A 22,520-nucleotide genomic window follows, 5' to 3' on the forward strand; every position below is an offset into this window, starting at 1 on the left:
TTTCGCCTGATATCAGCTGTTGGCAAGCGCCATGATATGGGAGCGCAGATCGTTTAACTGGTATCCTGCACGTGCACCTGCGTTTATGATATCATCCACTGGCATCTGACCCGCTTGCGAAAGCGCCCACACACGACAAGACCGAGTGCCTGACGCGCAATAGGCCAACACAGGCCCATCTGCATTGGTCAAAAGGCGCGCTTGTTCGGTGACATGCTCCATTGACATCATTGGGCTTGGGAAGGGATTTAGATAAAGAGCCAAGCCCGCATCAGACGCCGCTTTTTCCATTTCAGAAATTTGATAGGCAGGCGGGTTTTCTGCATCTGGGCGGTTGCAAATGACAGACTTGAAACCAGCCTGCGCGATGGTCGTCATGTCGTCTGGCGAAATTTGCGGTGTTACCGAATAGGTATCGGTCAGCGTTCTTATATCCATATGTTTTGTCATACTGCGGGTTTAAAAAGACGTCCAGCCAAAGAAGCGCGTTTTATGTGTGACGCTTTCTTGACGCGGTGCGGACAGTATACTAATCACAGCCCAGAAGCGGGCGTTGTGTAATGGTAAGACCTCAGCCTTCCAAGCTGATGATGCGGGTTCGATTCCCGCCGCCCGCTCCATTTTCAATAATATATTCGATTAAATTCAATGCCTTAAGGTCGATTGTGTTCCACGCCCGATTCGCCCGTGGGACACTTACCACTCCATAGCTTCCAATGTGTGCATGGCATCAGCGGCCATTTTCCACCTTTCGACTCCCTTAATATAGACCTCAGAGATCCTTGGTTGGGTGTGCCGGTGGATTGACATGATTTGATATTGAGAACATCCAGCCTGAGCCAAGAGATGTCCGGCGACCTTTCTAAATCCCATGACTTGAACGTGCTTCCAGCCCAGCCTCTTTGGACCATCGGCGAAACATTTGCCCAAGTGCGTCCGGCGAGTTAAACGGCTTTCCTTGCTTCGTTAAAAGATAGGTTGATCCATGCACAGTCACAGCCAGCGTGGCTTTGTAAAGCGGTGGCAGAATCGGAATTTCCACCTTTGCAGAGCCCTTTTTCTTTGGTTGCCAGCCTGTATCTCGAATGCCACTTCGTTCAAATTCGTTGCCCCGACCCAGTACAACCGTATCGCTGATCCGGCATGCGGTGAACATGAATAAAGTCAAACAAAGATGCTCGGTCGTTCCTTCACAATAAACTTTCAGATCGTCCACGGTCCCCAGCCTCGACCATGCTGTCTGCCCCTGCGGGGTGGGGGCGATGCATATGTATCCCGAATGCGTATAATTTCGGTCTGGGGCATGTTCATTGCATACTCGCCGTACTGTTCTTCCAGCCCTTTGGCTGCGCCCCTCTGACTGACCCGCCTGAAACCGGGCCCCTCTTCTGCTACGTCGAAGAGCCAAGGATCTTCCCATCAGAAGACGCCCTAAACTAAAGACATATGCGCGGCTGCCGCGTTGGAGCCAGATTTTCTTCTTAGTCAACTTGAAGAGATCAAGACAGATCCGATGCCCTATATCGAAATGCATCTGGCGGTGCCTTTATGCCTGTATCGATTGCGGCCTTAATGTTACGTTACTTAAGAATGGTGGGGCTGTGTCTTGGGGCGGACTAAGGCCGCCTATGTAACACAACGTATTATTTAAAACGTCTGCAGCTGTTGGCAAAGCGCTATGCGACGTAGGGGCTTTGGGACTGAACAACCGGAGAGATGCATCCGCCTCAGCTTTTTGTTGCATTCCGTGCGGGGTGTTGTAGCGTGACGCGTATTACGATGAAGGTTTGTTTTAAGAATGAAACGATATTTGCTGCCCATGAGTTTTGCATGACCGCTAATACCCCTTTGAAAGACGGAACCTACCAAGACCCCTGGAACGAAGGCGAGCAGTCTATCCCGGCCAAAACGACTGAGAGTACCGCCGCTCCGCTGATAATTCAAATGATCGAGGGCTTAGAGCCGCTGGACGACCAGTTTGGGCTTTATCCGCCCAAGACGGTGCCGGATGCACTTCACGAGCCTTTGTTCGGTCAGACCGATCCGGACACGCGATGCCACACCTATGCCATTCTGGACGCTGCCAAGGTTCCGAACCTGCCCGAGCTACTGTCCACCTCTGAGTTGGAACATCGCTGCTTGTTCAACGGACAGGCTGAGGACGATCTGGGTGACGTCGCCCCTTGGATCGTCAAGTTGGAAGACGGCAACACGTTCACCCGGTACCTGTTCACCCAAGACCCCGAAGACAGCGTGCCCTGGTATCTATGGAGCAAGGAACCGGGAATCTATATTCGCAGCACCGCCAGCCTAGATGATTTATGGAGGCACTTCAGGAAGTTTACAAAGTTTACTGACCATACGGGCAAGGCGTTCTTCTTTCGGTTCTGGGAACCGATGATGGCCAATGCCTATCTGGATACCGTCGCGCGTGAGGCCGATCGTTTTCGGGTGTTTTATGAAACCAGCACGGGCCAGACAACCCACAGCATTCTGTGCTGCGAAGCCTGGGGCCGCGCGATGATCTATACCGCCAAGCCTTTCAAACCGGACCCCGAGAAGCGCGATGGTTTCGCGCTGACGCAACCCGATCTTGACGCCTTTGCCCGCGCCACCCGTGCGCGCCAAATCAGAGTGATTGCTACAGAGCAACGCCAGAATTTTCCTGATTTGACAAAAGACTACGGCGACAAAGACCTACAAAGACAAGTTGCCGCCCTGGTAAATCGAATGCAGGAACATGGTTTCAAAAAACGTCAAAATCTCAATATTCTGGCCACATGGGAGCTGCTCTATGGTCCCCTGTTCGAGGATAAGGACCCCGAGGGAACGTTGCAAAATCTCTTTCAGTCTAATATCCCTGAAAGTAGAAAATTAAAACAAGTTGAGTTACGCCTGACCGAATTACACAAAAAGGAATTGCTCTGATGGGTGGTACAGATACGCCTTCCCCGGCCGATGCCGCGGCCCGCGCCACGCAAGGCGGGATCAACCCAGGACCTATTGATCGGATCATCCAGCCCTGCCGCGGTACAGTTGATCTAGAAGCTGCGTTTGCGGATCATTGGCGGACCTCGATCACCAATGCACCAATTTATATTGAAGATAGTGAACGTGTGGTCTGCAACGGAGATTATATGACCGAAGGGCTGAATGCCCATGGCATGACGGACGGTGATGGTGAAGTCGAACCCATCAATACCCTTGGCACATTCGACTACGAAGAAGTTATGTATGGCCGGGTCTTTGCCGGTCTTGTGGGCGATCCGTCAGGGGATGCCGAAGCGGACGCCGGCATGGATGAGTTGGGGGCGGCCCTGACAACCTTTCGCGACCGGTCCATCGAAAACCTCTCTGAATGGGTCACGGCCTGGGAAGAACGCGGTATCATGTCGATCTATGACGCCAAGAAACGCGGTGTTATGAATGGACTGAACGCCTGGTGGAAGGGCGAGACTGAGTTTTGGGGCGGCGTCAGCACATTTGCCATACAACAGGCAGAACGCGCACAAAACTGGTATAATGAGTATTACGAAAATAAAAGCCCAATGGAACAAGCCATGCTTGATAGCCCGTTGGCTGTGGGTGTTTTGTACGCGGATTACACAAAGTGGTTCTACGGCACGATTGCCGATGGTGTTTCAAGTTTCTTTTCGGATGATGAAAGCCTGGCAGATTATATCGATACCATAATGACCGCCTTGCGCGATCTGGCGTCTGGCACGGTTGATGTGATGCAAAAGGCGATCGAGGCGCTGATGGACCTGCCCGGTGATCTGGCCGCCGGGCTGAAACATGCATGGGAAACCGGGCAGGAATGGAAAGAACGCATGGTGCTGATCGCCAGCGAAACCAATGCGTTCGAAGCTGTCTTCCATGTGCTTGGCGCGGTCTTCATGAACATGACGCCCAACTTCTGGGCCGAGATGATCGGTGTGGTAGAAGGGTTCATCCTGCCCGAGATCATCATCACCGTAATTCTGGCGGTCATCGCGGCGCTGTCAGGCGGCACTCTTGCGCCAGGTCTTGTGGCACGGATCGCGGCCTTTACAACCCGTCTGACCGCTAAGGCGGGCAAACTGGCGACTGAGGCTGTCGACCTTGCCAGCATACAGGTGGCCCGCTGCTTGGGCGTTATCGTTGACATCATCAATGCCTTCCGAGCGTCGATCGCTGCCCTGGGCAAAATCGGACGCGGGTTGCACAAAACCATGGGCGACATGGTCGAGATCGCAGCGAACGGTACTGCCCGGATTGTGAGACCGCTGAACCAGTATAAGCTTGAATATATCGGATATCAGCCAGGCACACTATATTCTAATCCGCTCGCTGTCGTTAGAATCGTGCGGAAGAGTTTGCGACGACAGTATCTTGGAGCTACGCCAAGTAAGTACTCAAAAACGGGACGAGAAGTTCGTGAGCGAATGCGGCGAGAAGGAACTCTTAGAACAAACCCTCGTACTGGGAAAGATGAATTTCTTGATGAAAATGGAACTTGGCGGCTAGTTGATAGTCCAAATACTCATATGGGACACCATCCAGTTGATGCTGTCGATTATTGGAATAATACAGGACGATATCATGGGGCAAAATCATCGCAGGTCCGGGATTGGATGCTGGATTCAAGCAACTACCGCTTTGAGTATGGGCCACTCAACACATCTCGTGGTGGTGCAACACCATCAAGATACTTGCCACCAGCTACGGAGTAAGAATTATGGTACGTAAACCAGAAATTGAAGGACCGCTTAGAATAGAAATCGATTCTATTCTTCAACGTTCAGGCAAAGCTTATCAAGAAAACAATCTTGAGTTATCTCTGAAGCTTGGTATTGAGGCTTGGAATATCATTCCTGATCCAAAATCGCACTGGGACTATTATCCTCAAAGCCTATCAACTAGCTTCGTTGAGGACTTTTCTCGTTTGGGCAAGGTTTCCGAGACAAAAAAATGGATAAATACTGTTTACGAAATGTATGGTGACCCAGATCGTCAAGATCATTATACGCTTATGATTGAAGGCAGCGCACTTTACAAACTTGGACTAAAAGAAGAAGCATATGATGTCTTTGGCCGTATCTATGAACTTTATGATCGTGATGGCTTCAAAGGCGAGCATTTGGAATACCTTGAATTTTATCTAAAAGAGCGAGCAAAAAGACGTGGATGAGCTTCCAGACGATATTTTTGAGCAAATCGAAGTCTTGTCCGAAGATGGAAACGTCGCCTTAGATACGGGCAAGCCTGATGAAGCCATTGGATATTGGAGGAAAGCGCTTGGTTTGTTGCCGGAGCCGCAGTCGAAATGGGATGCGGCGATGTGGCTTTATGCATCCCTTGGCGATGCTTACCGGGCCAAAAATGATCATGAAAATGCTCTTTCTGCCTTTCAGTCTGCGAATGCATCCGGCGACGGTGCGATGAACGCATTTGTTCAGTTTGGTCTTGGGGTATCGCTTTATGATCTTGATCGTAAAGATGAAGCAACTAATCCACTGTTACGTGCTTATATGATGGAAGGCCGTGATATATTCAAAGAAGAACCATTTGGTTATCTAAAACATTTAGCAGATCAAAAACTGATTGATTAGAAAAGCCTACGTTTCCCAATATCTAAAAAATTTTCGCTAAATCAATGCTTTCCGAGCGTCGATCACTGCTCTTTGCAAGATCGGACGCGGGTTGCACAAAACCATGGGCGACATGGTCGAGATCGCAGCGAACGGTACCGCCCGCATAGTTCGGCCGCTGAACCAGTATAAGGCGGAGTTTGTCGGGTTTAATCCCGGTACACTCTATTCAAATCCAGTTCCGATCAGAATTGTGCGGAAAGTAGGACGGCCCAGAATCCTAGATGGTAATTCTAGAAAGGGCTGGGAACATATTCAAAAACGACATATGCCACCAGATGGGGAGGCAGACCTTTTCGCTCCGGGAACAACGCGTGAGCAACTTCAGGATGCGGCGGATGAAATTGTTCAAAACGGCGCCCGGCAAACGCCACCAACGAATAAAGTTCAAACTTTCACAAAGCGAATGACAATTAATGGTATGAGAGCAAACTATAAGGTTGTCGTTGATACAGTCACCGATGAGGTTGTAACAATGTATCCTATGTTAGGAGGAAGCTAGTGGTGTTTTACATTACAAAAGCCGGTGAAGATTATCCAGATCCATACGATATCGGATGGTTACATTTAAAAGACAAAAAAACCGGACTAAGTAGTGAAGATGCTCAGTCCTCCAAAAATTACATGGTTTATGTTGAATTACTTAACTTTTTTGGGATGGCTTATACAGCTTATATAAATTCAACAAAAGAATCCTATACTTTTGACGACGGTCATAAATCGATTTTTGATGGAGATAGGAAAATTGCTTCGCTTTCTTTTCCTGGTATCAAGATAGAAATGGATTTGAAAGAAGTACTTCAAGAATTGCAAGAGACGCTTAAACAAAGCTGTATCGATTTAGCCAAACACCCTGATTCAAATAATTCAATCATTTTAGATCTAAAAGACTCATTTGAGATAAGTAAAAATTTATAGACACATAGAAAATAAATACGGCGAATAAACCACTGATTAACTAAACCAACGCGTTCGAGGCCGTCTTCCACGTGTTGGCGCGGTCTTCATGAACATGACGCCGAATTTCTGGGCCGAGATGATCGGTGTCGTAGAGGGGTTCATCCTGCCCGAGATCGTCATTACTGTGATTCTGGCGGTCATCGCTGCTTTATCCGGCGGGACGCTCGCGCCATGGCTGGTTACAAGGATTGCAACCTTTACGACCCGGCTGACCACCCGGGCAGGCAAACTGGCCACCGAGGCTGTCGACCTTGCCAACATCCAGGTGGCCCGCTGCTTGGGCGTTATCGTTGACATCATCAATGCCTTCCGAGCGTCGATCGCTGCCCTGGGCAAAATCGGATGCGGGTTGCACAAAACCATGAGCGACATGGTCGAGATCGCAGCGAACGGTACCCTTAGAACAAACCCTCGTGCTGGGAAAGATGAATTTCTTGATGAAAATGGAACTTGGCGGCTAGTTGATAGTCCAGATACTCATAAGCCCGCTCGACCTCACTGCTGACTGTATGCGTCAAACTCAACTCGGCAATCTCACGTGTCACGTTCGGCTGCTCTGACGCCCAATCCCTGAACGCTGACCGGAAACCATGCACCGTGATGCCTTGAACTTTCATCCGCCGCGAGCTGTGAATGACCCAGCCTGCTGATCCGGGCCGTTCATGTGTAGAATCGGTTCCTGTTTCTTTCCGTTGAGTTGGTTGCGGTCAAGGCCTGCTGAGCGGAGCCTTTGCGGAGCTTAAGCGAAGCAGGCCGGGTGCTGCGGTTTAGATTGGCGTAGACGACCGGAGCCAGCCCTCCAAGCGATGTGTGTGGTCGTTCTGTATTGTAATCGATCCTCCAGTTTTCGATGATCTCCCGGGCTTCGGCGAGGTTGCCGAAGATGTGTTGGTTCAGGCACTCGTCGCGCAGTCGGCCGTTGAAGCTTTCCACGAATGCGTTTTGCATCGGCTTACCGGGCGCAATGTAGTACCAACCGACGCCAGTAGCGCGGGTTGATCCCTCGCTTCGGCAGCCGCCTGTATTCTAAGGCCCGATCACGCGCTTCGTTCAGTGTCACAACGTCTGCGCCACCAAGACTGAAGTCAGTGCGCAGAGGCTTGCCTTCGCGGTTCCGCTGGCCCTTCACGGTGACACGTACAGTCCAGCGTCTTGCGCCGGATGGATCGACGACAGGGTACAAACCGCTGCCGTCGCCATGGCGACCATGGCCGAGGGTTCGGACCAGATTTTTGTCAGCTTTCCGCTAAGAGCAGTCATGAAAATACCACGAATTCTACCATGTAATGAATAGAAAAGAATCCAATCGAAGATCATTGAAAAGCAAGAAGGAATGTAGATAAACCAACAAAATAGCCCCATAAGGGGTTGACTAGCTATCAATAGAACTGAATGAAAATGGTGGGTGGCGGAGAGACAGGGATTCGAACCCTGGGTCCCCGTAAAGGGACAACGGTTTTCGAGACCGCCCCGTTCGACCACTCCGGCACCTCTCCGCGGGGGAATACGCCATTTACTGCGCTGTGATCTGCCGTGCAAGGGCATTTGTGTACCGGTCCCTAGGATTTTTAACAAAATGGCATAGATAACAGACATATGGGTTGGCACGGGCCTTATCAGTGCTATCCCTTTTGAAACGCAACAATGTTGAGATGTGCTATGATCCGTTCTTTAACCTTTTTTCTGGTTTTTCTGTGTACGCCGGTGATATCGTTCGCCCAAAATCGCGTTGATCCGCTGATCGAAGCGCTGCGGTTGGAAGAGATTATCACCGTGATGCGCCAGGAGGGGTTGAGTTATGGCGACGAGCTTGCGGATGACATGTTTCCAGGTCGCGGCACGGGGCCGGATTGGCAAGCGACTGTCAGTGGTATTTACGAGACTGAGCGCATGATGACGACCATTGCGACCACGCTTGAAGTCGAAATGGAAGGGGTCGAGATTGAGCCTTTGGTGACGTTTTTCCAAAGTGACCTTGGCAAAAAGATCATTGGATTGGAATTATCCGCGCGCGAGGCGTTTTTGGATGAAAGCGTTGAAGAGGCTGCAAATGACCGTTTTCGTATGTTGGAACAGGACGGCGATGCGCGGCTTGATCTGATCAAGGAATTCTCACGCACCAATGATCTAATTGATTCAAATGTCGTTGGGGCAATGAATTCAAACTATGCGTTTTTCATCGGATTAATAGATGCAGGCGGGTTTCCAAACCAACTGACAGAAGAACAGATCCTGACCGATGTTTGGGAACAGGAACCTGAAATTCGCGAAAATACGACGGAATGGCTTTATTCATATCAATTACTGGCCTATCAGCCGCTGACGGATGACGAATTGCAGGCCTATGTCGAATTCAGCACCTCTGAGGAAGCACAGGCGATGAATAGGGCGCTGTTTGTCGGCTTTGATATGATGTTCACAAATATATCGCGGGCGCTTGGCACGTCTGTCGGGATTTACATGGGCGGTCAGGAGCTTTAGAAAAAAGGCAGCCCGTAAATCGCCATTCTATTGACCAAGATAAGAGCAATGGCAATGCAGATGGGCGCGCCGCATCCTACGAATTCTTTTGACCGAATTTTCCAAATAATGGCAAACCCGATAGATGCCATCAATATAGTTATAAACCCACCGATCAAACCGATGTTAAACCCGGTCCAAAGACCAAAAACGATCAAAAGCAAGCAACATCCGGCGGGTACGGTTTTAGTCAAAAACAGGATCATAACGCCAATCAAGAAAACGCCGCCCACAATCAGATCTGATTGTGGATTTACGCTGTCGTAACCATAGACTGCAGCAAAACCATAAAGCGCAAATAGTGCCGCAATGACAATCCGGCGCACTTTCAGGGATACTAGGTTGTCGATTGTTCCAAGCATGGCCACGACAAAAGCCAATACAACAGCCCCGGCACCCAGTTGCGGATGAAGATCAGCAGGGACACTTTCTTTTGTGAAGTAAGCGGCGGCCACGGCTGCTGCTGCGATCAGATATGTGATAATGGCTTTCATAAATGTCGCGATAAACCGCAGTTGCCCTGTCGGTCAATGCGCAAGGCAATGGCTTTAGATGCCATGTACCATTAGGGTCACAACCATTGCCTCTGCATTTTCGGCATAAAGGTTTTTATTTTCCTGTAATTCAAGAAGTAATGCTTCCCTTTCTGACATTGGAACGCGGGCAATTTTCATAGCTTCTTGTAATAAAGGTCCGCCGCCAGTCAGAATTTCATTAATCAACGAAGGATGGTTGTTTTTGACAAAAACCTCGACCTGATCGCGTTTGCGATAATAAGCTGCGTTCTCGATCGCTGTAGATACGGCATACCCGGGAAGCAGCAAGACATTTGGCACATGACTTGCTTCATTTGTACATCCTAACAGGCCAGCAACCGCTGGTAGTAATAGAATCCGAGCCTTCATAGCTTATAAGTGTGTGTCTTTGGGGTTGACTTGCAAGTGTGTTGGAAGGATAAGCCCGACTTCGGCGGGAAACCCCCGCGGAATCAGTTTAAATTCGCCCGATTGGGCGCGCAGTCTGTGGTGGAATACCCCGAAACGCCTTGGAAACAAGGGACCAAAGGACGCGGAAACAAAAAGGAAAGACGTATGTTTGCGGTCCTAAAGACTGGTGGCAAGCAATATAAAGTTTCCAGCGGCGATGTGCTTCGCGTTGAGAAACTGGCTGCTGACGCTGGCGAAACAGTTCAATTCAACGATATTTTGATGATCGGCAGCACGATTGGTGCACCTTTTGTCAAAGGTGCCGGCGTTCAGGCCGAAGTGATCGATCAGATCAAAGGTGACAAGGTGATCCACTTTGTCAAACGCCGTCGTAAGCACGGATCAAAGCGTACAAAAGGACACCGTCAACAACTGACGCTGTTGCGTATCACTGATCTTATGGAAAAAGGCGCTGATAAATCCGGCGTCAAGGCTGCAATGGGTGCGGGATCTGTGTCTGCTGCTGCCGTAAGCGCACCGGCCAAAAAGGCGGATGCGAAAAAACCGGCAAAAGCCGACGCTAAACCTGCTAAAAAAGCAGAAAAGAAGGCTGAGCCAAAGAAAGAAGCGCCTAAAAAGGCTGTGAAAACAGAATCTGCAGCAACTGGCGCTGGTACCAAACCTGCCAACCTGCTGAAGAAAGCCCGCGATGGCAAACCTGATGATCTGAAAAAGATTTCCGGCGTTGGACCAAAGCTGGAAGGTCTGTTGCACGATAATGGCGTTTTCCACTTTGATCAGATTTCAGCTTGGACTGCGGATGAAATTGCCTATATGGATGACCAACTGTCATTCAAAGGCCGTATTGAACGCGACGGTTGGCTTGATCAGGCTGCTAAACTTGCAGCCGAGAAGGAGTAAGACCACATGGCACACAAAAAAGCAGGCGGTTCATCCCGGAACGGTCGCGACTCAGCCGGTCGCCGGTTGGGCGTAAAGAAATTTGGCGGCGAAGCCGTTATTCCAGGTAATATCATCGTGCGTCAGCGCGGCACCAAGTGGTGGCCGGGCGCTGGTGTTGGCCTTGGTAAAGATCATACGATCTTTGCAAAGGTCGAAGGCGCTGTTCAGTTCCACAAAGGACTGAAGGGTCGCACATTTATTTCGGTTCTCCCGGTGGCGGAGGCCGCTGAATAAGCCGAAACCTGAATTAGACATTTTAGGGGGATCGGCTTAAAAGCCGGTCCTTTTTTCGTTTCATACTTTTCAGGAGGAGGAAAGTTATGACTGTTGATTTATTTATCCAACCAAACGTCATTACGGCGCAACGTCTGGTTTTGCGACCATTACGGGCCTCGGATCAGGGATTAATCGACATGTATGCCAGCGATGAACGCGTGGCGCGCATGACCACCAGCATTCCACACCCGTTACCCCCTGGCGCGACAGAGGCGTTTATCTCTCGTGCAAGCGACGTCAACCGCACTGAAGACGTTTGGGTGATGGACGGGTCCGAACGCGGCCTGGCGGAAGTTTTGGGTGTGATCGGTCTTGAACGTATGGATCGTCAACAGTCCGAAATCAGCTATTGGGTCGCGCCTGCATTCTGGAATACCGGCTTTGCATCCGAAGCCTTGCAAGCCATTGTCGAGGCCAATCCACAGGGCGCTAAAACGCTGTTTGGATCGGTCTTTCAGGATAATCCTGCATCGGCGCGGGTGCTGACCCATTGCGGGTTCGAATATCTTGGTGACGCCGAAGCCTTTTCGGTTGCTCGAAATGCCAAAGTTGCCACTTGGACCTATCTGAAAAAGCTTGGATGAATGGCTGCGGTGTCCGACATAAAAACGCTGCGGACACCGCGTTTCATACTTAGGCCGGTGATCGCAGACGATGCCCCCTGGATCGCACATGAGATCGCAAATCCAGACGTGCAGCGCATGCTTACGCGCCCGCCACATCCTTATACTTTGAAAGATGCGCAGGAATTTGTTGAACAGAGTGCTCAGCGGACGGATGTTTTTGTCATTCAGGGCAAAAACCCAATGGGGATTGTGTCTTGTCGTAATGAACTTGGGTATTGGCTGGCAAAACCCTGTTGGCGCAAAGGTGTGGTGCCCGAAGCCGCATCGGCCGTTGTTGATCATCATTTCCAAAGCGGTGGCGCGGATCTGAATTCCGGACATTTTACTGATAATCCGGCATCGGCTGCAGTTTTGTCAAAGCTAGGTTTTCAGAACACCCATGTTGAAAACGCTTTCTGCAATTTTCGCGGGGTCCAAGTCCCGATGCAAAGGATGATCCTGACACATCAGGATTGGCTTGCCCGCCGCACCTTGCCCCATTTGACCACACCACGGCTGACATTGCGCCCGATGACAGCCGATGACGCGCCTGCTTTGGCAGCATTGGCCGGTGTGCTGGATGTCGCTCGCATGATTTTTCGGGCCAAGGTGCCATGGCCCGAGGATGAAGTACGCGATTTCATACATGACTGGCGCTGGCAGGATGATCTTGGATTCAGGCTTGGTATCTATCTTAAGGATACGTTGATTGGGTCGGTGGGTATCAGCAAAGTGCCTGATATCTTTTATTTCTTCGATCAGTCCCATTGGGGCAGGGGCTATGCGTCAGAGGCGCTGCATGTTTTCCTGACCGCTTGTTATGCCCGTTTCGCGATTGATGACATCGAGGCGGATGTGTTTCACGACAACCCTGCCTCAATGCTTGTGTTGGAACGGCTTGGGTTCGAAAAAACGGGCAACGGCATGGGAACATCGGCAGCACGGCTTGAGCCTGCACCCGTTTCCCTTTATCGCCTGACACAAGAACGATTTGGGGCCAATCCATGAAATTTCTTGATCTGACCAAGGTTTATATCCGATCCGGTGCGGGCGGTGGCGGTTGCGTCAGTTTCCGGCGCGAGAAGTATATCGAATATGGCGGACCCGATGGCGGTGATGGCGGGCGCGGTGGGGATGTTGTTGCCGAGGCGGTCGAGGGGCTGAACACCTTGATCGATTTCCGTTATCAGCAGCACTTCTTTGCCAAGAACGGTGTGCATGGCATGGGAAAGCAGCGCACAGGTGCAGATGGCGCCGATATCGTGCTGAAAGTGCCTGTTGGTACTGAAATTCTGGACGAAGACGAAGAAACTGTCATCGCAGATCTGACCGAAGTCGGGCAGCGCGTTATTCTGGCCAAGGGCGGTAATGGCGGGTTTGGCAACCTGCACTTCAAATCGTCTACCAACCGCGCGCCGCGCCGTGGCAACCCGGGGCAAGAGGGCGTTGAACGAACCCTTTGGCTGCGTCTGAAGCTGATTGCTGACGCAGGTTTGCTGGGTCTGCCGAATGCGGGCAAGTCGACTTTTTTGGCAGCCACGTCGAATGCACGGCCCAAGATCGCCGACTATCCCTTTACCACGTTGCATCCCAATTTGGGTGTTGTCGGTGTGGATAATGCAGAATTTGTGATGGCCGATATTCCAGGTCTGATAGCCGGCGCACATGAAGGGCGCGGAATTGGTGATCGGTTTTTGGGGCATGTCGAACGCTGTTCGGTCCTTTTGCATCTGGTTGATGGTACGTCCGACACGATTGCCGAAGACTATCATACGATCATCGGCGAGCTAGAGGCTTACGGCGGGCATTTGGCTGACAAACCGCGCGTCACGGCGCTGAATAAAATCGATGCGCTGGACGACGATGAACGCGCTGCGGCCAAAGATGAGCTTGAAGATGCGGTCGGCGCACCTGTCCTGATGATGTCTGGCGTCAGCCGCGAAGGGCTGACAGAAGTATTACGCGCTGTGCGGGCTGAAATACAGCAGGACCGCTTGCGTATCGCCAATGCCGGTGTGGAGCCTGAGCCATGGCGTCCCTAAACGACGCGCGACGTATTGTTCTGAAAATCGGGTCAGCTCTTTTGGTGGATCGGACCACCGGGGCGTTAAAATCTGATTGGCTTAAGGCGCTGGCCGAAGATGTTGCGTGGCTAAAGGGGCAGGGCAAAGACGTTATTCTTGTGTCCTCGGGCTCTATCGCTTTGGGACGTGGTGTGTTGGGCTTAACCACCGCTGACCTGCCTTTAGAGCAATCGCAGGCCGCCGCGGCCGTCGGCCAGATCCGTCTTGCGCGCGCTTATGAAGAGGCATTGACCCCGCATAATATCACCACAGCGCAAGTTTTGGTAACACTGGAAGACAGCGCGGATCGGCGGCGTTATCTGAATTCCCGTGCGACGTTGGAACAGCTCTTATCGCTTTCTGTCGTGCCGATTGTGAATGAAAATGACACGATTGCCACAGACGAAATTCGATACGGCGACAATGACCGGTTGGCTGCGCAAATCGCAGTGACCGTGGGTGCGGATCAATTGATTCTGCTGTCTGATGTCGACGGATTTTACAGCGGTAATCCCAACGATGACCCGCTGGCTAAGCGATTTGATCGCATTGATGTGATCACACCCCAGATTGAAGCAATGGCCGGTGACGCAGGATCGGGGCTGTCTAAGGGTGGCATGAAAACCAAACTAATGGCGGCGCGTATGGCGACTGATGCAGGTTGCGCGATGGCAATTACATTAGGAACGGCTAATAACCCACTGCAAAAATTATACAATAGCGCGGCAGCAACGTGGTTTTCTGCACAGGATGATCCACAAGTCGCACGTAAGCGTTGGATTGCGGCAATGAAGCCCAAGGGGCAGATCAAAGTTGATCAGGGCGCTGTACAGGCGTTGAAACAGGGCAAAAGCCTGTTGCCTGCTGGCGTGACGCAGGTGGTCGGGCAATTCGGCCGTGGGGATACGGTGACTATTCTTGGCCCTGATGGCGTGCGGATCGCCCAGGGTTTGACCCGCTATACAGCAGCCGAGGCCGAGACGATCAAAGGGCGTCAAAGCCGTGACATTGAGGCGATTTTGGGTTATCCCGGACGCGCTGCGTTGATCCACAGGGATGATATGGTGCTATGAAAGACATGGAAAATATTGCCGCAATGATGGCCGAGATCGGTGCGCTGGCTAAAGCTGCAGCGCATGACTTGGCCTTTGCCAGTGCAGAACGCAAACATGCTGCCCTGATTGGTGCAGCTGACGCCGTTTGGCAACGCCGTGCTGAGATTATCGAGGCGAACGTCAAGGATATGGATTATGGCCGTGAAAAGGGCCTGACTGATGCGATGATGGATCGTCTGATGCTGGACGAAGATCGCATTCGCGGCATTGTCGATGGGTTGCGCGCTGTTGCTGAACAAAAAGATCCTGTGGGCGAGGTTATGACCGAATGGGATATGGCCAGCGGGCTGCATATTAAGCGCGTTCGTACGCCCCTGGGTGTGATCGGCGTGATCTATGAAAGCCGCCCGAATGTGACGGCCGACGCGGGTGCGTTGTGTCTGAAAGCCGGGAATGCTGTGATTTTGCGTGGTGGCTCCGAAAGCTTTCATTCATCGGGCCTGATCCACGAATGTTTGCAAGACGGCCTACGCAGTGCAAATCTGCCTGAAGATGCCATTCAGCGTGTCCCAATCCGTGATCGGGATGCCGTAAGCCAGATGTTGCAAATGACTGATACAATTGACGTTATTGTGCCACGTGGCGGTAAAGGTCTGGTTGGTCTGGTCCAGCGCGAAGCCCGCGTACCTGTGTTCGCCCATTTGGAAGGGATCGTGCATGTCTATGTTGATGCCAAGGCCGATCCTGAAAAAGCGCTGAAGGTGATCCTGAACGCCAAAACCCGCCGCACGGGCATTTGTGGTTCGGCCGAATGCCTGCTGATCCACCGCGATGTAGTCAATACAATCGGGCAGGGTGTGATCCGTGCATTGATTGATAAGGGCGTCGAAGTTCGTGGCGATGAAACCCTGATGACGATTGATGGCGTGGTTCAGGCCGTAGATACCGATTGGGGCTGCGAATATCTGGACATGAAGATCGCCGCGAAGGCCGTTGATAATATTGATGAAGCCATTGCGCATATCCGGAAGTACGGATCACAGCACACCGACTGTATTCTGACCGAAGATGATGTGGCGGCCGAGCATTTCTTCATACGGCTCGACAGCGCAATTCTGATGCACAATGCCTCGACCCAGTTCGCGGATGGTGGCGAATTTGGAATGGGGGCTGAAATTGGAATTGCGACGGGTAAAATGCACGCCCGCGGGCCTGTTGGGGCCGAACAGCTGACCAGTTTCAAGTATCTTGTGACGGGTGATGGGGCTGTGCGCAGCTAACCGCAGATAAGTATTACATATGTAAATGGACTGGCAATGAAGCAGACATTCTGGGTTTTTATCAGTGTTTTTATCTTTGGCGCCGGTATATCGATTGCAGATATTCATAAGTGTGATCGTCTTGCCAGTTATGGGCGAGATCATCAGACCGTTTCAGAGGCCATAGAAGTAGACATCTTGGTTCGGCATTTGCCAGATGCTATCCTGGCTTGTCAGAACGCGTTTAATACATACCCCGAGAATTTGAGATTTAAGTTTCAGCTGGCCCGGGCCTATCTGGCAGATGATAATGCTGAACATGGTCTGCCCTTGATGTTAAAAACTGCAGAACTGGGGTATCCCGCTGCGCAGTACCAGATGGGGCTTATCTATCGTGAGGGCAGGTTGCTTCCACAGGACAATGCTATTGCAAGGGAATGGTATGACCGTGCCGTTGCAGCTGGCAATGCTCATGCGATGTATAATCTTGGTGTGATGAAACGGCGCGGCATTGGCGGCGAGGCTGATCTGACTGGTGCCGTAAATCTTTATCAGCATGCAGCTGATCTGGGTCATGCCGATGCTTGGGCAAATCTGGGCATGATGCATCTGAAGGGTCTTGGTGCAGACCAGAACGACAGGATGGCTTTTGAAGCAACGTTGAAAGCCGCAGAGCGTAGCAGCCTTATTGGAATGTATAACGCCGGATACTTTTATGAAGAAGGCATTGGAACGCGGGCGGATCGTGCAAAGGCCATCGAATGGTATCGCCGCGCCGCTGATCTGGGCGATCATGAAGCGCAAGCGGCTTTAGAATCTCTTTTGCGTTGATCTAGATTGTTCAGAGAATAAAAAATTCGTGTTGATGACATCGGCTAAAAGCAGGCGTAGTTTCGGACTGAATTCGTAATTTTATCACTGTCGAATTAATTCAGACTTATAAAGTGATAACAATCTGGCGATCTTCCAGCGTATATTCAATATTACGACCGGCTGCGATTAAAAATCCTGGTAGAAGTGCAAATTGCACATGTGCAGCGGCGGGAAGGTCGGAGGTATCGTCCTTGTAAAGCCGTTCCCAAAGTGCTGGATCCGTTTTGAATTTGTCAGCTGTCGCTGTCAGGGTCCAGCGTTCTGCGGTTTTCTCAATCATGATCGCACCGCCATAGGCCATAGCACTTTCTAGACATTGCAAGGCCAGAAAAACCAGACGGACATCGACACGGGATTGGGCTCCTTGGGGTTTCCAGTCGTATTCCACGCGCCCGCCCTGAGATACAGCATTCAGCGACGCGATCACCTCAGTCTCGCTGATTTTGCTGTCATCGCTGGCCGCCCCAAAAGCGATGCGGAAAAACTTGATACGTGCATTCGCGTTTTCGACACTTTCCGAAATTAACTGCATTTCCGGGCCTTGTGCGACGCCCGACATACCCAAAAGTTCAACACCATTTGCGATTGCCCCAATGGGGCTGATAAGGTCGTGGCAGATACGAGAACCGACAAGCGCGGTCAGGTCGGGTGTGCGATCAGACATGATGTGTTTCCTTAGGGGATTTGAATGCAGGATATGAATGCAATGCTAGAGCCTGGAATGCTGGTGCGTCACCCGGATCAGCCTGATTGGGGGATGGGACAGGTGCAATCCAACATTGGTGGCAAAATCACGGTGAATTTCCGAGACGCAGGTAAGGTCGTGATTGATGGTACACATATCGAACTTGTCCCGGTTTTTGACGCATAATTATGCAAAATTGTGTTCAGGTGAAGCTATCACAACTTATGGTCGAGTCAATGAATCTGATGTTGCCATTCCGCTGGTCGATGCTTAGAAGCAGCGCACTGTCAACAACGACATAAGTCTGAATGACCCATTGCCCCGAATTTGAAACCCGTTTGGCCGAAAACGAGGATGACCTGCGCGCTGCACAAGCGCTTAGGTATCGTGTTTTTGTGTCTGAACTGGGCGGTGAGGGTGATTTGGTCGATCACAACGAAAAGCTTGAAAAAGATCGGTTTGATCCCTTTTTTGATCATATGTTGTTGCTGGATCATGCGCGTACCGGATCACCTGTTGTAGGGGTGTACCGCTTGTTGCGTTGTGATCAGGCCGCGGATGCGGGACAGTTTTATTCCGAAGATGAATATGATCTGACTAAGTTAAAGACCAGCGGGCGACGTTTGCTGGAACTGGGACGATCATGCGTGGATGCAGATTATCGCGGTGGTACTGCCCTGTTTCAGCTTTGGAACGGGCTGGCTGATTATGTGAAAGCGCATCAGATCGAAGTGCTGTTTGGTGTGGCCAGTTTTCACGGCACTGACGCACAAGCCTTGGCGCAACCGCTTAGCTTTCTGCACCATCGCTATCTTGCGCCAGAAGATATTCGGGTACGGGCGCGCGACGGTCATTTTCAATCCATGGACTTGATCCCTGAAAATCAGATTGATCGCAAGCAGGCGATTATGAAGACCCCCCAGCTGATCAAAGCTTATCTGCGTCTTGGCGGTGTGGTGGCCGAAGGGGCCTTTATTGATCATGCATTCAATACAACAGATGTGTGTCTAATTATGGATACCGAACGTTTGAATGCGCGGCAGGCCAATTTGTACACAAAAGGCAACGCCGCATGAGCCAGGCTTGGGATCAAGGGCTGCAGCCGCAGCCGGTTCATATGACGCTTGCGGGCTGGTTGCGGGCCGGACTGCGCGCGGTGCCACTGGCCTTGGTGACCTTTGGCTGTCTTGCAGTGTTGTTGCTGATCCGATTGTTTGAACGCCCATTGTGCGGCGTGCATCGCCCTGTGACGCCTTTTATCACGCAGTTTGTGTGTTGGAGCGCCTTTCGCATTATGGGCATCAAGCATCGGGTCACCGGTGAGGTGATGAAAAAGCACGGTGCAGTTGTGGCCAATCATGGGTCATGGCTGGATATTTTTGCATTGAATGTCAGTAAGCGTATTTATTTTGTGTCCAAGTCCGAGGTCGCAGATTGGCCTGGAATTGGTTTATTGGCGCGTGCCACTGGCACGGTTTTTATCAACCGTGACCGTCGCGAGGCGCAGGCGCAAAAGCAGATGTTCCAGGATCGCCTTAAGGCGGGTCATAAGCTGCTTTTCTTTCCCGAAGGCACTTCAACCGATGGGCAGCGTGTTTTACCTTTTAAATCAACGCTTTTTGCGGCGTTCTTAACAGATGAGTTAAAGGATATTCTGTGGATTCAGCCCGTAAGTGTTCTATACACTGCGCCAAACGGCGAAGATGTGCGGTTTTACGGATGGTGGGGCGACATGGGTTTTGGCAGCCATCTGAAAAAGATACTGGCAGCGCGTCGGCAAGGGCGTGTCGATGTGGTTTATCACCCGCCGGTCCGCATCGCTGATTTCAGCTGTCGTAAATCCTTGGCTAAGCATCTTGAGCGCGTGATACGTGACGCTGTATTGCCGCAGCTTACTGCGGGATCTTAGGTGAAATTGGCGGCAGTTGCACGTGACTTTCGGGGGCGACCCGCAGAACGCCCTTCAGCTCTTCCAATTTACAAATGTTATCTGCGTCGCAGGATCCGTAAATCGCGCCGATCATCGGGATGACCCGTTCAACCTGCATACCCATCTGAGCCGCACTACGACTGACGTCTTCTGGGTCTGTGCCGCCTTTGATGTCGACAATCACTTTGATGTCTACTTGGGCCATGTGGTGGATCCTTGTGTCTGTTCATCCTTATATATGCGCTTTTGCAGCAAAAAGAACCTAGGCGATTGCATCTGCAACGCCCGGCACAAACACAAGACCCGCACCGATGTCGCGTTCTGCATCCTGCAATGGTCGCGTATTCTGCACCAGCGCATCCCACAAAGCCTGTCCGCGCAAGTTGGGGTCAGTTTCCGCCCAAAGGGCGGCGATACCTGCCACATGTGGGCAGGCCATGCTGGTCCCTGACAAGGTGCGGTACAACTGTGGTGCGGGCGAGGCGGAAAAAACACCGACACCGGGACCGGCGATGTTAATCTCGCCGCCATTCGAGTTGATGCCGCCGCTGGAAAAGTCAGCCACGGCCAGTGTCGGATCAAGCGCGGCGACAGCCATGATTGATGGCGCATTCGCAGGGCTGCCCACAGGCGCGATATAGCCATAGCTGCGTGCGCTATCGTTCCCTGCCGCCGCGATGATCAGACATCCATTTTGCAAGGCAATCTGGGCAAGATCTTCATATTCCGGTATAAATGTCTCGCCCTCGCGGACGGGGGCGCCAAGTGACATAGAAATGATGTCGCAATTCTGTTCGATGGCCCACGCCATGCCGGTCAGAATGTCCCGTTCACGCCCGGTACCGTTGTTGCCCAAAACTTTACCGATATATAAATCGGCTTCGGGCGCGACGCCGTATCTAAAGCTGCCATCCGATGTCAGGCCGCCTGCCGCGGTACCTGCGCAATGGGTGCCATGACCCTGACCATCTTGCACGGTTTCGCCACGCACGAAACTTTCGGAAACGATGTTGCGCCCCGTAAAATCCGGATGTTGAAGATCAAACCCGGTATCCAAAACGGCAAGCTTGACGCCAGCACCCGTCAAGGCACTGGTCCATGCGCCAACAGCATCTACCCCCCATGTCTTTTCATCGTCATCTTCAAAGGTCTCGAACGCGAAATAGTAAAATTCTGGCCGCACAGACCGCACCCGCTCGTCGTCTTTTAGTTTTGATCTGATATTTGAATTTTCTGATAAGCCCAGATTTTCAGATAAAAACCCGATGTTGACGTGTTCAAGGATCAACGCGCCCATCTGCTGCGCTTCGTCCGGAAAATGCCCGGCCTGCGGCACATAAGATGCGACATCTGATCCCGCCAGATTTGATAAAATGCTATGTTGCGTGGCCAGATCAACGCCGGCATGAAATGATATAACACTGCCACCGGTGGGCCTTGGCCGTTGTAAATCAAGCAGTTTTCGGGACATTGGCGGCTCCTGTTCAATCGGTGGGTGTTTGCAAACGTGGGTACGTTGTACGGTGTCATCAAGCGTAAAGCGGGTACAGTCAAGAATCTGAGCTTTGTTCAGCCGATTTTAGGGCAGGCAGTAAGTCAAGCTTTGCCGAAGGGCGTTTTTAAACCTGTTATGTGATCCTTGACGGTGTCGCCCAACCATGTCCTAAGGATGAAAACGACGGGAACAGTGATGTTAAGACGGCTTTACGATTGGACCATTTCCCTGGCGGATCATCCGCGTGCGCTTTGGGTCCTGGCGTTTGTATCTTTTATCGAAAGCTCGGTCTTTCCGATCCCGCCGGATGTTCTGATGATCCCGATGATTTTGGCACGCCCGTCGCGCGCCTGGCTGATTGCCAGCGTGGCGCTAGTGTCGTCGGTTCTGGGCGGATTGCTGGGCTATGCCATAGGGGCGTTTTTCTATGAACAGATCGGGCAGCCGATCCTGGCATCACTAGGAAAAGCCGACGCGATGGAGGCGTTTAACACCCGGTTCAACGACTTTGGGTTTTGGGCCGTTCTGATCGCAGGACTGACGCCGTTTCCTTACAAAGTCATCACGATCATGGCGGGTTGGACAGGCATGCCGCTTGGAACGTTTATCATCACATCGATTATCGCGCGCGGCGGACGGTTTTTTATCGTGGCCGGTCTTTTGTGGGCGTTCGGCACACCCATTCGTGATTTTATTGAACGTCGGCTTGGGCTTGTCTTTATTGTCTTTGTGGTCCTTCTTGTCGGGGGTTTCGCAGTGGTAAAATACATATGACATCCAGAACTTTGGTTATACTGGCCGCATCCGGATCGATGGCGCTTTTGATGGGGGCGTGGGCGTTTCAATACATCGGTGGGCTTGCCCCTTGCCAGATGTGTTATTGGCAGCGTTGGCCACATATGGCGGCGGTTGCTTTTGGTGCGGCGGCGGTGGCTTTTGGAACATCACGGCTGTGGATGGCTTTGGGTGCACTGGCGGCACTGGCAACTGCCTTGATTGGTGTCTATCACGCTGGTGTCGAACAGAAATGGTGGGCAGGTCCGCAATCATGTTCTGGTGGTGGATTAAGTGGCCTTAGCGGTGCTGATCTTCTGTCGCTTGATGGTCCAGGTATTGTGATGTGTGATCAAATCGCGTGGCAAATGCTTGGCATATCTATGGCTGGCTGGAATGCTTTGGCATCCTTTGGATTGGCAGGGCTATGGGTCTGGGCAATGCTCAAGCACACAAAAAGCCTTACGTCGCATTAACCGAAATAATGCGCTTAGGTGTCTAATGGC

30 protein-coding genes, 2 tRNA genes and 1 pseudogene are annotated in these 22,520 nt (G+C 51.5%); 22 read left to right on the forward strand and 11 right to left on the reverse strand.

From position 1 onward, the window contains the following. Nucleotides 1–12 precede the first annotated feature (12 nt). On the reverse strand, nt 13–438 hold the full coding sequence (locus HRQ87_RS10625) for a protein tyrosine phosphatase family protein (protein ID WP_174138109.1): 426 nt from the start codon (nt 436–438) through the stop codon (nt 13–15). Nucleotides 439–546: 108 nt separating this feature from the next. Here HRQ87_RS10625 and HRQ87_RS10630 point away from each other — a divergent pair. After that, nucleotides 547–620 (forward strand) — tRNA-Gly (locus HRQ87_RS10630). A 242-nt stretch (nt 621–862) separates the two neighbouring features. On the opposite strand, the gene HRQ87_RS10635 is transcribed toward HRQ87_RS10630, so the two are convergent. Then, nucleotides 863–1,216: a site-specific integrase gene (locus HRQ87_RS10635; protein ID WP_174138110.1), complete on the reverse strand. Its 354-nt coding sequence runs from the start codon at nt 1,214–1,216 to the stop codon at nt 863–865. A gap of 548 nt (nt 1,217–1,764) precedes the next feature. Here HRQ87_RS10635 and HRQ87_RS10640 point away from each other — a divergent pair. From HRQ87_RS10640 to HRQ87_RS10670, 7 genes are all read left to right on the forward strand, one after another. Beyond that, a complete protein-coding gene (locus tag HRQ87_RS10640; protein WP_174138111.1) occupies nt 1,765–2,928 on the forward strand; it encodes a DUF4123 domain-containing protein in 1,164 nt (387 codons plus the stop codon). Beyond that, a complete protein-coding gene (locus tag HRQ87_RS10645) occupies nt 2,928–4,712 on the forward strand; it encodes a GH-E family nuclease (protein ID WP_174138112.1) in 1,785 nt (594 codons plus the stop codon). Before HRQ87_RS10640 ends, HRQ87_RS10645 begins: the two co-directional genes overlap by 1 nt. Nucleotides 4,713–4,717: 5 nt before the next feature. Then, entirely contained in the window at nt 4,718–5,170 is a 453-nt protein-coding gene (locus HRQ87_RS10650) for a hypothetical protein (protein ID WP_174138113.1), read from the forward strand. Next, nucleotides 5,163–5,591 (forward strand): tetratricopeptide repeat protein, encoded by a 429-nt coding sequence (locus tag HRQ87_RS20575; protein ID WP_174138114.1) that lies wholly within the window; start codon nt 5,163–5,165, stop codon nt 5,589–5,591. Before HRQ87_RS10650 ends, HRQ87_RS20575 begins: the two co-directional genes overlap by 8 nt. A gap of 103 nt (nt 5,592–5,694) precedes the next feature. Beyond that, the gene (locus tag HRQ87_RS10660; protein WP_217430433.1) at nt 5,695–6,132 is read left to right on the forward strand and encodes a hypothetical protein; all 438 of its coding nucleotides are present in this window, start codon (nt 5,695–5,697) and stop codon (nt 6,130–6,132) included. Continuing rightward, nucleotides 6,132–6,548 (forward strand): hypothetical protein, encoded by a 417-nt coding sequence (locus tag HRQ87_RS10665; RefSeq protein WP_174138115.1) that lies wholly within the window; start codon nt 6,132–6,134, stop codon nt 6,546–6,548. The genes HRQ87_RS10660 and HRQ87_RS10665 overlap by 1 nt, the downstream gene beginning before the upstream one ends. A gap of 88 nt (nt 6,549–6,636) precedes the next feature. Then, nucleotides 6,637–7,095, forward strand: coding sequence for a hypothetical protein (locus HRQ87_RS10670; protein ID WP_174138116.1), 459 nt, complete (start codon nt 6,637–6,639; stop codon nt 7,093–7,095). Between the two features lie 155 nt (nt 7,096–7,250). Here the strand turns inward: HRQ87_RS10670 and HRQ87_RS20240 are convergent. From HRQ87_RS20240 to HRQ87_RS10685, 4 genes and pseudogenes are all read right to left on the reverse strand, one after another. Beyond that, nucleotides 7,251–7,571, reverse strand: a pseudogene (locus HRQ87_RS20240) (integrase core domain-containing protein); the annotation flags it as partial. Next, on the reverse strand, nt 7,543–7,773 hold the full coding sequence (locus tag HRQ87_RS10680; protein WP_246252077.1) for an Arm DNA-binding domain-containing protein: 231 nt from the start codon (nt 7,771–7,773) through the stop codon (nt 7,543–7,545). The pseudogene HRQ87_RS20240 and the gene HRQ87_RS10680, both read right to left, overlap by 29 nt. Beyond that, nucleotides 7,716–7,850, reverse strand: coding sequence for a hypothetical protein (locus HRQ87_RS20480; protein WP_281356635.1), 135 nt, complete (start codon nt 7,848–7,850; stop codon nt 7,716–7,718). Before HRQ87_RS20480 ends, HRQ87_RS10680 begins: the two co-directional genes overlap by 58 nt. Before the next feature lie 146 nt (nt 7,851–7,996). Then, nucleotides 7,997–8,086 (reverse strand) — tRNA-Ser (locus HRQ87_RS10685). A 163-nt stretch (nt 8,087–8,249) separates the two neighbouring features. Here HRQ87_RS10685 and HRQ87_RS10690 point away from each other — a divergent pair. Next, entirely contained in the window at nt 8,250–9,071 is an 822-nt protein-coding gene (locus tag HRQ87_RS10690; protein WP_174138117.1) for a DUF2059 domain-containing protein, read from the forward strand. Here the strand turns inward: HRQ87_RS10690 and HRQ87_RS10695 are convergent. After that, nucleotides 9,068–9,604 carry a hypothetical protein gene (locus HRQ87_RS10695; RefSeq protein ID WP_174138118.1) on the reverse strand — a complete coding sequence of 179 codons (537 nt, stop codon included), beginning with the start codon at nt 9,602–9,604 and terminating at the stop codon, nt 9,068–9,070. The two genes, HRQ87_RS10690 and HRQ87_RS10695, sit on opposite strands and share 4 nt — an antisense overlap. A 54-nt stretch (nt 9,605–9,658) precedes the next feature. Continuing rightward, entirely contained in the window at nt 9,659–10,015 is a 357-nt protein-coding gene (locus tag HRQ87_RS10700; RefSeq protein WP_174138119.1) for a hypothetical protein, read from the reverse strand. Between the two features lie 186 nt (nt 10,016–10,201). Between HRQ87_RS10700 and HRQ87_RS10705 the strand changes: the two genes are divergently transcribed. The 8 genes from HRQ87_RS10705 to HRQ87_RS10740 all read left to right on the forward strand — a co-directional run bounded on the left by HRQ87_RS10705 (nt 10,202) and on the right by HRQ87_RS10740 (nt 17,088). Then, the gene (locus tag HRQ87_RS10705) at nt 10,202–10,957 is read left to right on the forward strand and encodes a 50S ribosomal protein L21 (RefSeq protein ID WP_174138121.1); all 756 of its coding nucleotides are present in this window, start codon (nt 10,202–10,204) and stop codon (nt 10,955–10,957) included. Nucleotides 10,958–10,963: 6 nt separating this feature from the next. After that, complete coding sequence (rpmA, locus tag HRQ87_RS10710) at nt 10,964–11,233, forward strand: 50S ribosomal protein L27 (RefSeq protein WP_174138123.1); 270 nt, start codon at nt 10,964–10,966, stop codon at nt 11,231–11,233. A gap of 86 nt (nt 11,234–11,319) precedes the next feature. Further along, on the forward strand, nt 11,320–11,859 hold the full coding sequence (locus tag HRQ87_RS10715) for a GNAT family N-acetyltransferase (RefSeq protein WP_174138125.1): 540 nt from the start codon (nt 11,320–11,322) through the stop codon (nt 11,857–11,859). A gap of 9 nt (nt 11,860–11,868) precedes the next feature. Next, nucleotides 11,869–12,888 carry a GNAT family N-acetyltransferase gene (locus HRQ87_RS10720; RefSeq protein WP_174138127.1) on the forward strand — a complete coding sequence of 340 codons (1,020 nt, stop codon included), beginning with the start codon at nt 11,869–11,871 and terminating at the stop codon, nt 12,886–12,888. After that, entirely contained in the window at nt 12,885–13,922 is a 1,038-nt protein-coding gene (gene obgE, locus HRQ87_RS10725) for a GTPase ObgE (RefSeq protein WP_174138129.1), read from the forward strand. The genes HRQ87_RS10720 and obgE overlap by 4 nt, the downstream gene beginning before the upstream one ends. After that, a complete protein-coding gene (gene proB, locus HRQ87_RS10730) occupies nt 13,910–15,016 on the forward strand; it encodes a glutamate 5-kinase (RefSeq protein ID WP_174138131.1) in 1,107 nt (368 codons plus the stop codon). Before obgE ends, proB begins: the two co-directional genes overlap by 13 nt. Further along, on the forward strand, nt 15,013–16,278 hold the full coding sequence (locus HRQ87_RS10735; protein ID WP_174138133.1) for a glutamate-5-semialdehyde dehydrogenase: 1,266 nt from the start codon (nt 15,013–15,015) through the stop codon (nt 16,276–16,278). Before proB ends, HRQ87_RS10735 begins: the two co-directional genes overlap by 4 nt. A gap of 36 nt (nt 16,279–16,314) precedes the next feature. Next, the gene (locus HRQ87_RS10740; protein WP_174138135.1) at nt 16,315–17,088 is read left to right on the forward strand and encodes a tetratricopeptide repeat protein; all 774 of its coding nucleotides are present in this window, start codon (nt 16,315–16,317) and stop codon (nt 17,086–17,088) included. A 106-nt stretch (nt 17,089–17,194) separates the two neighbouring features. Here the strand turns inward: HRQ87_RS10740 and HRQ87_RS10745 are convergent, their stop codons facing one another. After that, nucleotides 17,195–17,794 carry a histidine phosphotransferase family protein gene (locus tag HRQ87_RS10745; protein WP_174138137.1) on the reverse strand — a complete coding sequence of 200 codons (600 nt, stop codon included), beginning with the start codon at nt 17,792–17,794 and terminating at the stop codon, nt 17,195–17,197. Between the two features lie 24 nt (nt 17,795–17,818). Here HRQ87_RS10745 and HRQ87_RS10750 point away from each other — a divergent pair, with 24 nt between their 5' ends. The 3 genes from HRQ87_RS10750 (at nt 17,819) to olsA (ending at nt 19,724) form a co-directional block, all read left to right on the forward strand. Further along, a complete protein-coding gene (locus tag HRQ87_RS10750; RefSeq protein ID WP_174138140.1) occupies nt 17,819–18,001 on the forward strand; it encodes a DUF3553 domain-containing protein in 183 nt (60 codons plus the stop codon). Between the two features lie 122 nt (nt 18,002–18,123). Beyond that, nucleotides 18,124–18,891 (forward strand): L-ornithine N(alpha)-acyltransferase, encoded by a 768-nt coding sequence (gene olsB, locus HRQ87_RS10755; RefSeq protein WP_174138142.1) that lies wholly within the window; start codon nt 18,124–18,126, stop codon nt 18,889–18,891. After that, nucleotides 18,888–19,724, forward strand: a complete 837-nt coding sequence (gene olsA, locus HRQ87_RS10760) for a lyso-ornithine lipid O-acyltransferase (protein ID WP_174138144.1) — start codon at nt 18,888–18,890, stop codon at nt 19,722–19,724. The genes olsB and olsA overlap by 4 nt, the downstream gene beginning before the upstream one ends. Here the strand turns inward: olsA and HRQ87_RS10765 are convergent. Together HRQ87_RS10765 and HRQ87_RS10770 are read right to left on the reverse strand one after the other, a co-directional pair. Further along, nucleotides 19,708–19,950 carry a hypothetical protein gene (locus tag HRQ87_RS10765; protein ID WP_174138146.1) on the reverse strand — a complete coding sequence of 81 codons (243 nt, stop codon included), beginning with the start codon at nt 19,948–19,950 and terminating at the stop codon, nt 19,708–19,710. The two genes, olsA and HRQ87_RS10765, sit on opposite strands and share 17 nt — an antisense overlap. 57 nt (nt 19,951–20,007) lie before the next feature. Beyond that, the gene (locus tag HRQ87_RS10770; RefSeq protein ID WP_217430434.1) at nt 20,008–21,216 is read right to left on the reverse strand and encodes a S8 family peptidase; all 1,209 of its coding nucleotides are present in this window, start codon (nt 21,214–21,216) and stop codon (nt 20,008–20,010) included. A 219-nt stretch (nt 21,217–21,435) separates the two neighbouring features. Between HRQ87_RS10770 and HRQ87_RS10775 the strand changes: the two genes are divergently transcribed. Further along, nucleotides 21,436–22,014: a YqaA family protein gene (locus HRQ87_RS10775; RefSeq protein ID WP_174138148.1), complete on the forward strand. Its 579-nt coding sequence runs from the start codon at nt 21,436–21,438 to the stop codon at nt 22,012–22,014. Further along, a complete protein-coding gene (locus tag HRQ87_RS10780) occupies nt 22,011–22,490 on the forward strand; it encodes a disulfide bond formation protein B (protein ID WP_174138149.1) in 480 nt (159 codons plus the stop codon). Before HRQ87_RS10775 ends, HRQ87_RS10780 begins: the two co-directional genes overlap by 4 nt. The last annotated feature ends 30 nt before the right edge of the window (nt 22,491–22,520 follow it).

It is taken from the genome of Parasulfitobacter algicola, assembly GCF_013315265.1.
GTDB classification, from domain to species: domain Bacteria; phylum Pseudomonadota; class Alphaproteobacteria; order Rhodobacterales; family Rhodobacteraceae; genus Parasulfitobacter; species Parasulfitobacter algicola.

Coding starts and splice junctions, on each gene's coding strand:
- HRQ87_RS10625 (WP_174138109.1), bottom strand. CDS start 438: ATGGATATAAGAACGCTGACCGATACCTATTCGGTAACACCGCAAATT.
- HRQ87_RS10645 (WP_174138112.1), top strand. CDS start 2,928: ATGGGTGGTACAGATACGCCTTCCCCGGCCGATGCCGCGGCCCGCGCC.
- HRQ87_RS10650 (WP_174138113.1), top strand. CDS start 4,718: ATGGTACGTAAACCAGAAATTGAAGGACCGCTTAGAATAGAAATCGAT.
- HRQ87_RS10660 (WP_217430433.1), top strand. CDS start 5,695: ATGGGCGACATGGTCGAGATCGCAGCGAACGGTACCGCCCGCATAGTT.
- HRQ87_RS10670 (WP_174138116.1), top strand. CDS start 6,637: ATGAACATGACGCCGAATTTCTGGGCCGAGATGATCGGTGTCGTAGAG.
- HRQ87_RS20480 (WP_281356635.1), bottom strand. CDS start 7,850: ATGACTGCTCTTAGCGGAAAGCTGACAAAAATCTGGTCCGAACCCTCG.
- HRQ87_RS10690 (WP_174138117.1), top strand. CDS start 8,250: ATGATCCGTTCTTTAACCTTTTTTCTGGTTTTTCTGTGTACGCCGGTG.
- HRQ87_RS10695 (WP_174138118.1), bottom strand. CDS start 9,604: ATGAAAGCCATTATCACATATCTGATCGCAGCAGCAGCCGTGGCCGCC.
- HRQ87_RS10700 (WP_174138119.1), bottom strand. CDS start 10,015: ATGAAGGCTCGGATTCTATTACTACCAGCGGTTGCTGGCCTGTTAGGA.
- HRQ87_RS10705 (WP_174138121.1), top strand. CDS start 10,202: ATGTTTGCGGTCCTAAAGACTGGTGGCAAGCAATATAAAGTTTCCAGC.
- rpmA (WP_174138123.1), top strand. CDS start 10,964: ATGGCACACAAAAAAGCAGGCGGTTCATCCCGGAACGGTCGCGACTCA.
- HRQ87_RS10715 (WP_174138125.1), top strand. CDS start 11,320: ATGACTGTTGATTTATTTATCCAACCAAACGTCATTACGGCGCAACGT.
- obgE (WP_174138129.1), top strand. CDS start 12,885: ATGAAATTTCTTGATCTGACCAAGGTTTATATCCGATCCGGTGCGGGC.
- proB (WP_174138131.1), top strand. CDS start 13,910: ATGGCGTCCCTAAACGACGCGCGACGTATTGTTCTGAAAATCGGGTCA.
- HRQ87_RS10735 (WP_174138133.1), top strand. CDS start 15,013: ATGAAAGACATGGAAAATATTGCCGCAATGATGGCCGAGATCGGTGCG.
- HRQ87_RS10740 (WP_174138135.1), top strand. CDS start 16,315: ATGAAGCAGACATTCTGGGTTTTTATCAGTGTTTTTATCTTTGGCGCC.
- HRQ87_RS10745 (WP_174138137.1), bottom strand. CDS start 17,794: ATGTCTGATCGCACACCCGACCTGACCGCGCTTGTCGGTTCTCGTATC.
- HRQ87_RS10750 (WP_174138140.1), top strand. CDS start 17,819: ATGCAGGATATGAATGCAATGCTAGAGCCTGGAATGCTGGTGCGTCAC.
- olsB (WP_174138142.1), top strand. CDS start 18,124: ATGACCCATTGCCCCGAATTTGAAACCCGTTTGGCCGAAAACGAGGAT.
- olsA (WP_174138144.1), top strand. CDS start 18,888: ATGAGCCAGGCTTGGGATCAAGGGCTGCAGCCGCAGCCGGTTCATATG.
- HRQ87_RS10765 (WP_174138146.1), bottom strand. CDS start 19,950: ATGGCCCAAGTAGACATCAAAGTGATTGTCGACATCAAAGGCGGCACA.
- HRQ87_RS10770 (WP_217430434.1), bottom strand. CDS start 21,216: ATGTCCCGAAAACTGCTTGATTTACAACGGCCAAGGCCCACCGGTGGC.
- HRQ87_RS10775 (WP_174138148.1), top strand. CDS start 21,436: ATGTTAAGACGGCTTTACGATTGGACCATTTCCCTGGCGGATCATCCG.
- HRQ87_RS10780 (WP_174138149.1), top strand. CDS start 22,011: ATGACATCCAGAACTTTGGTTATACTGGCCGCATCCGGATCGATGGCG.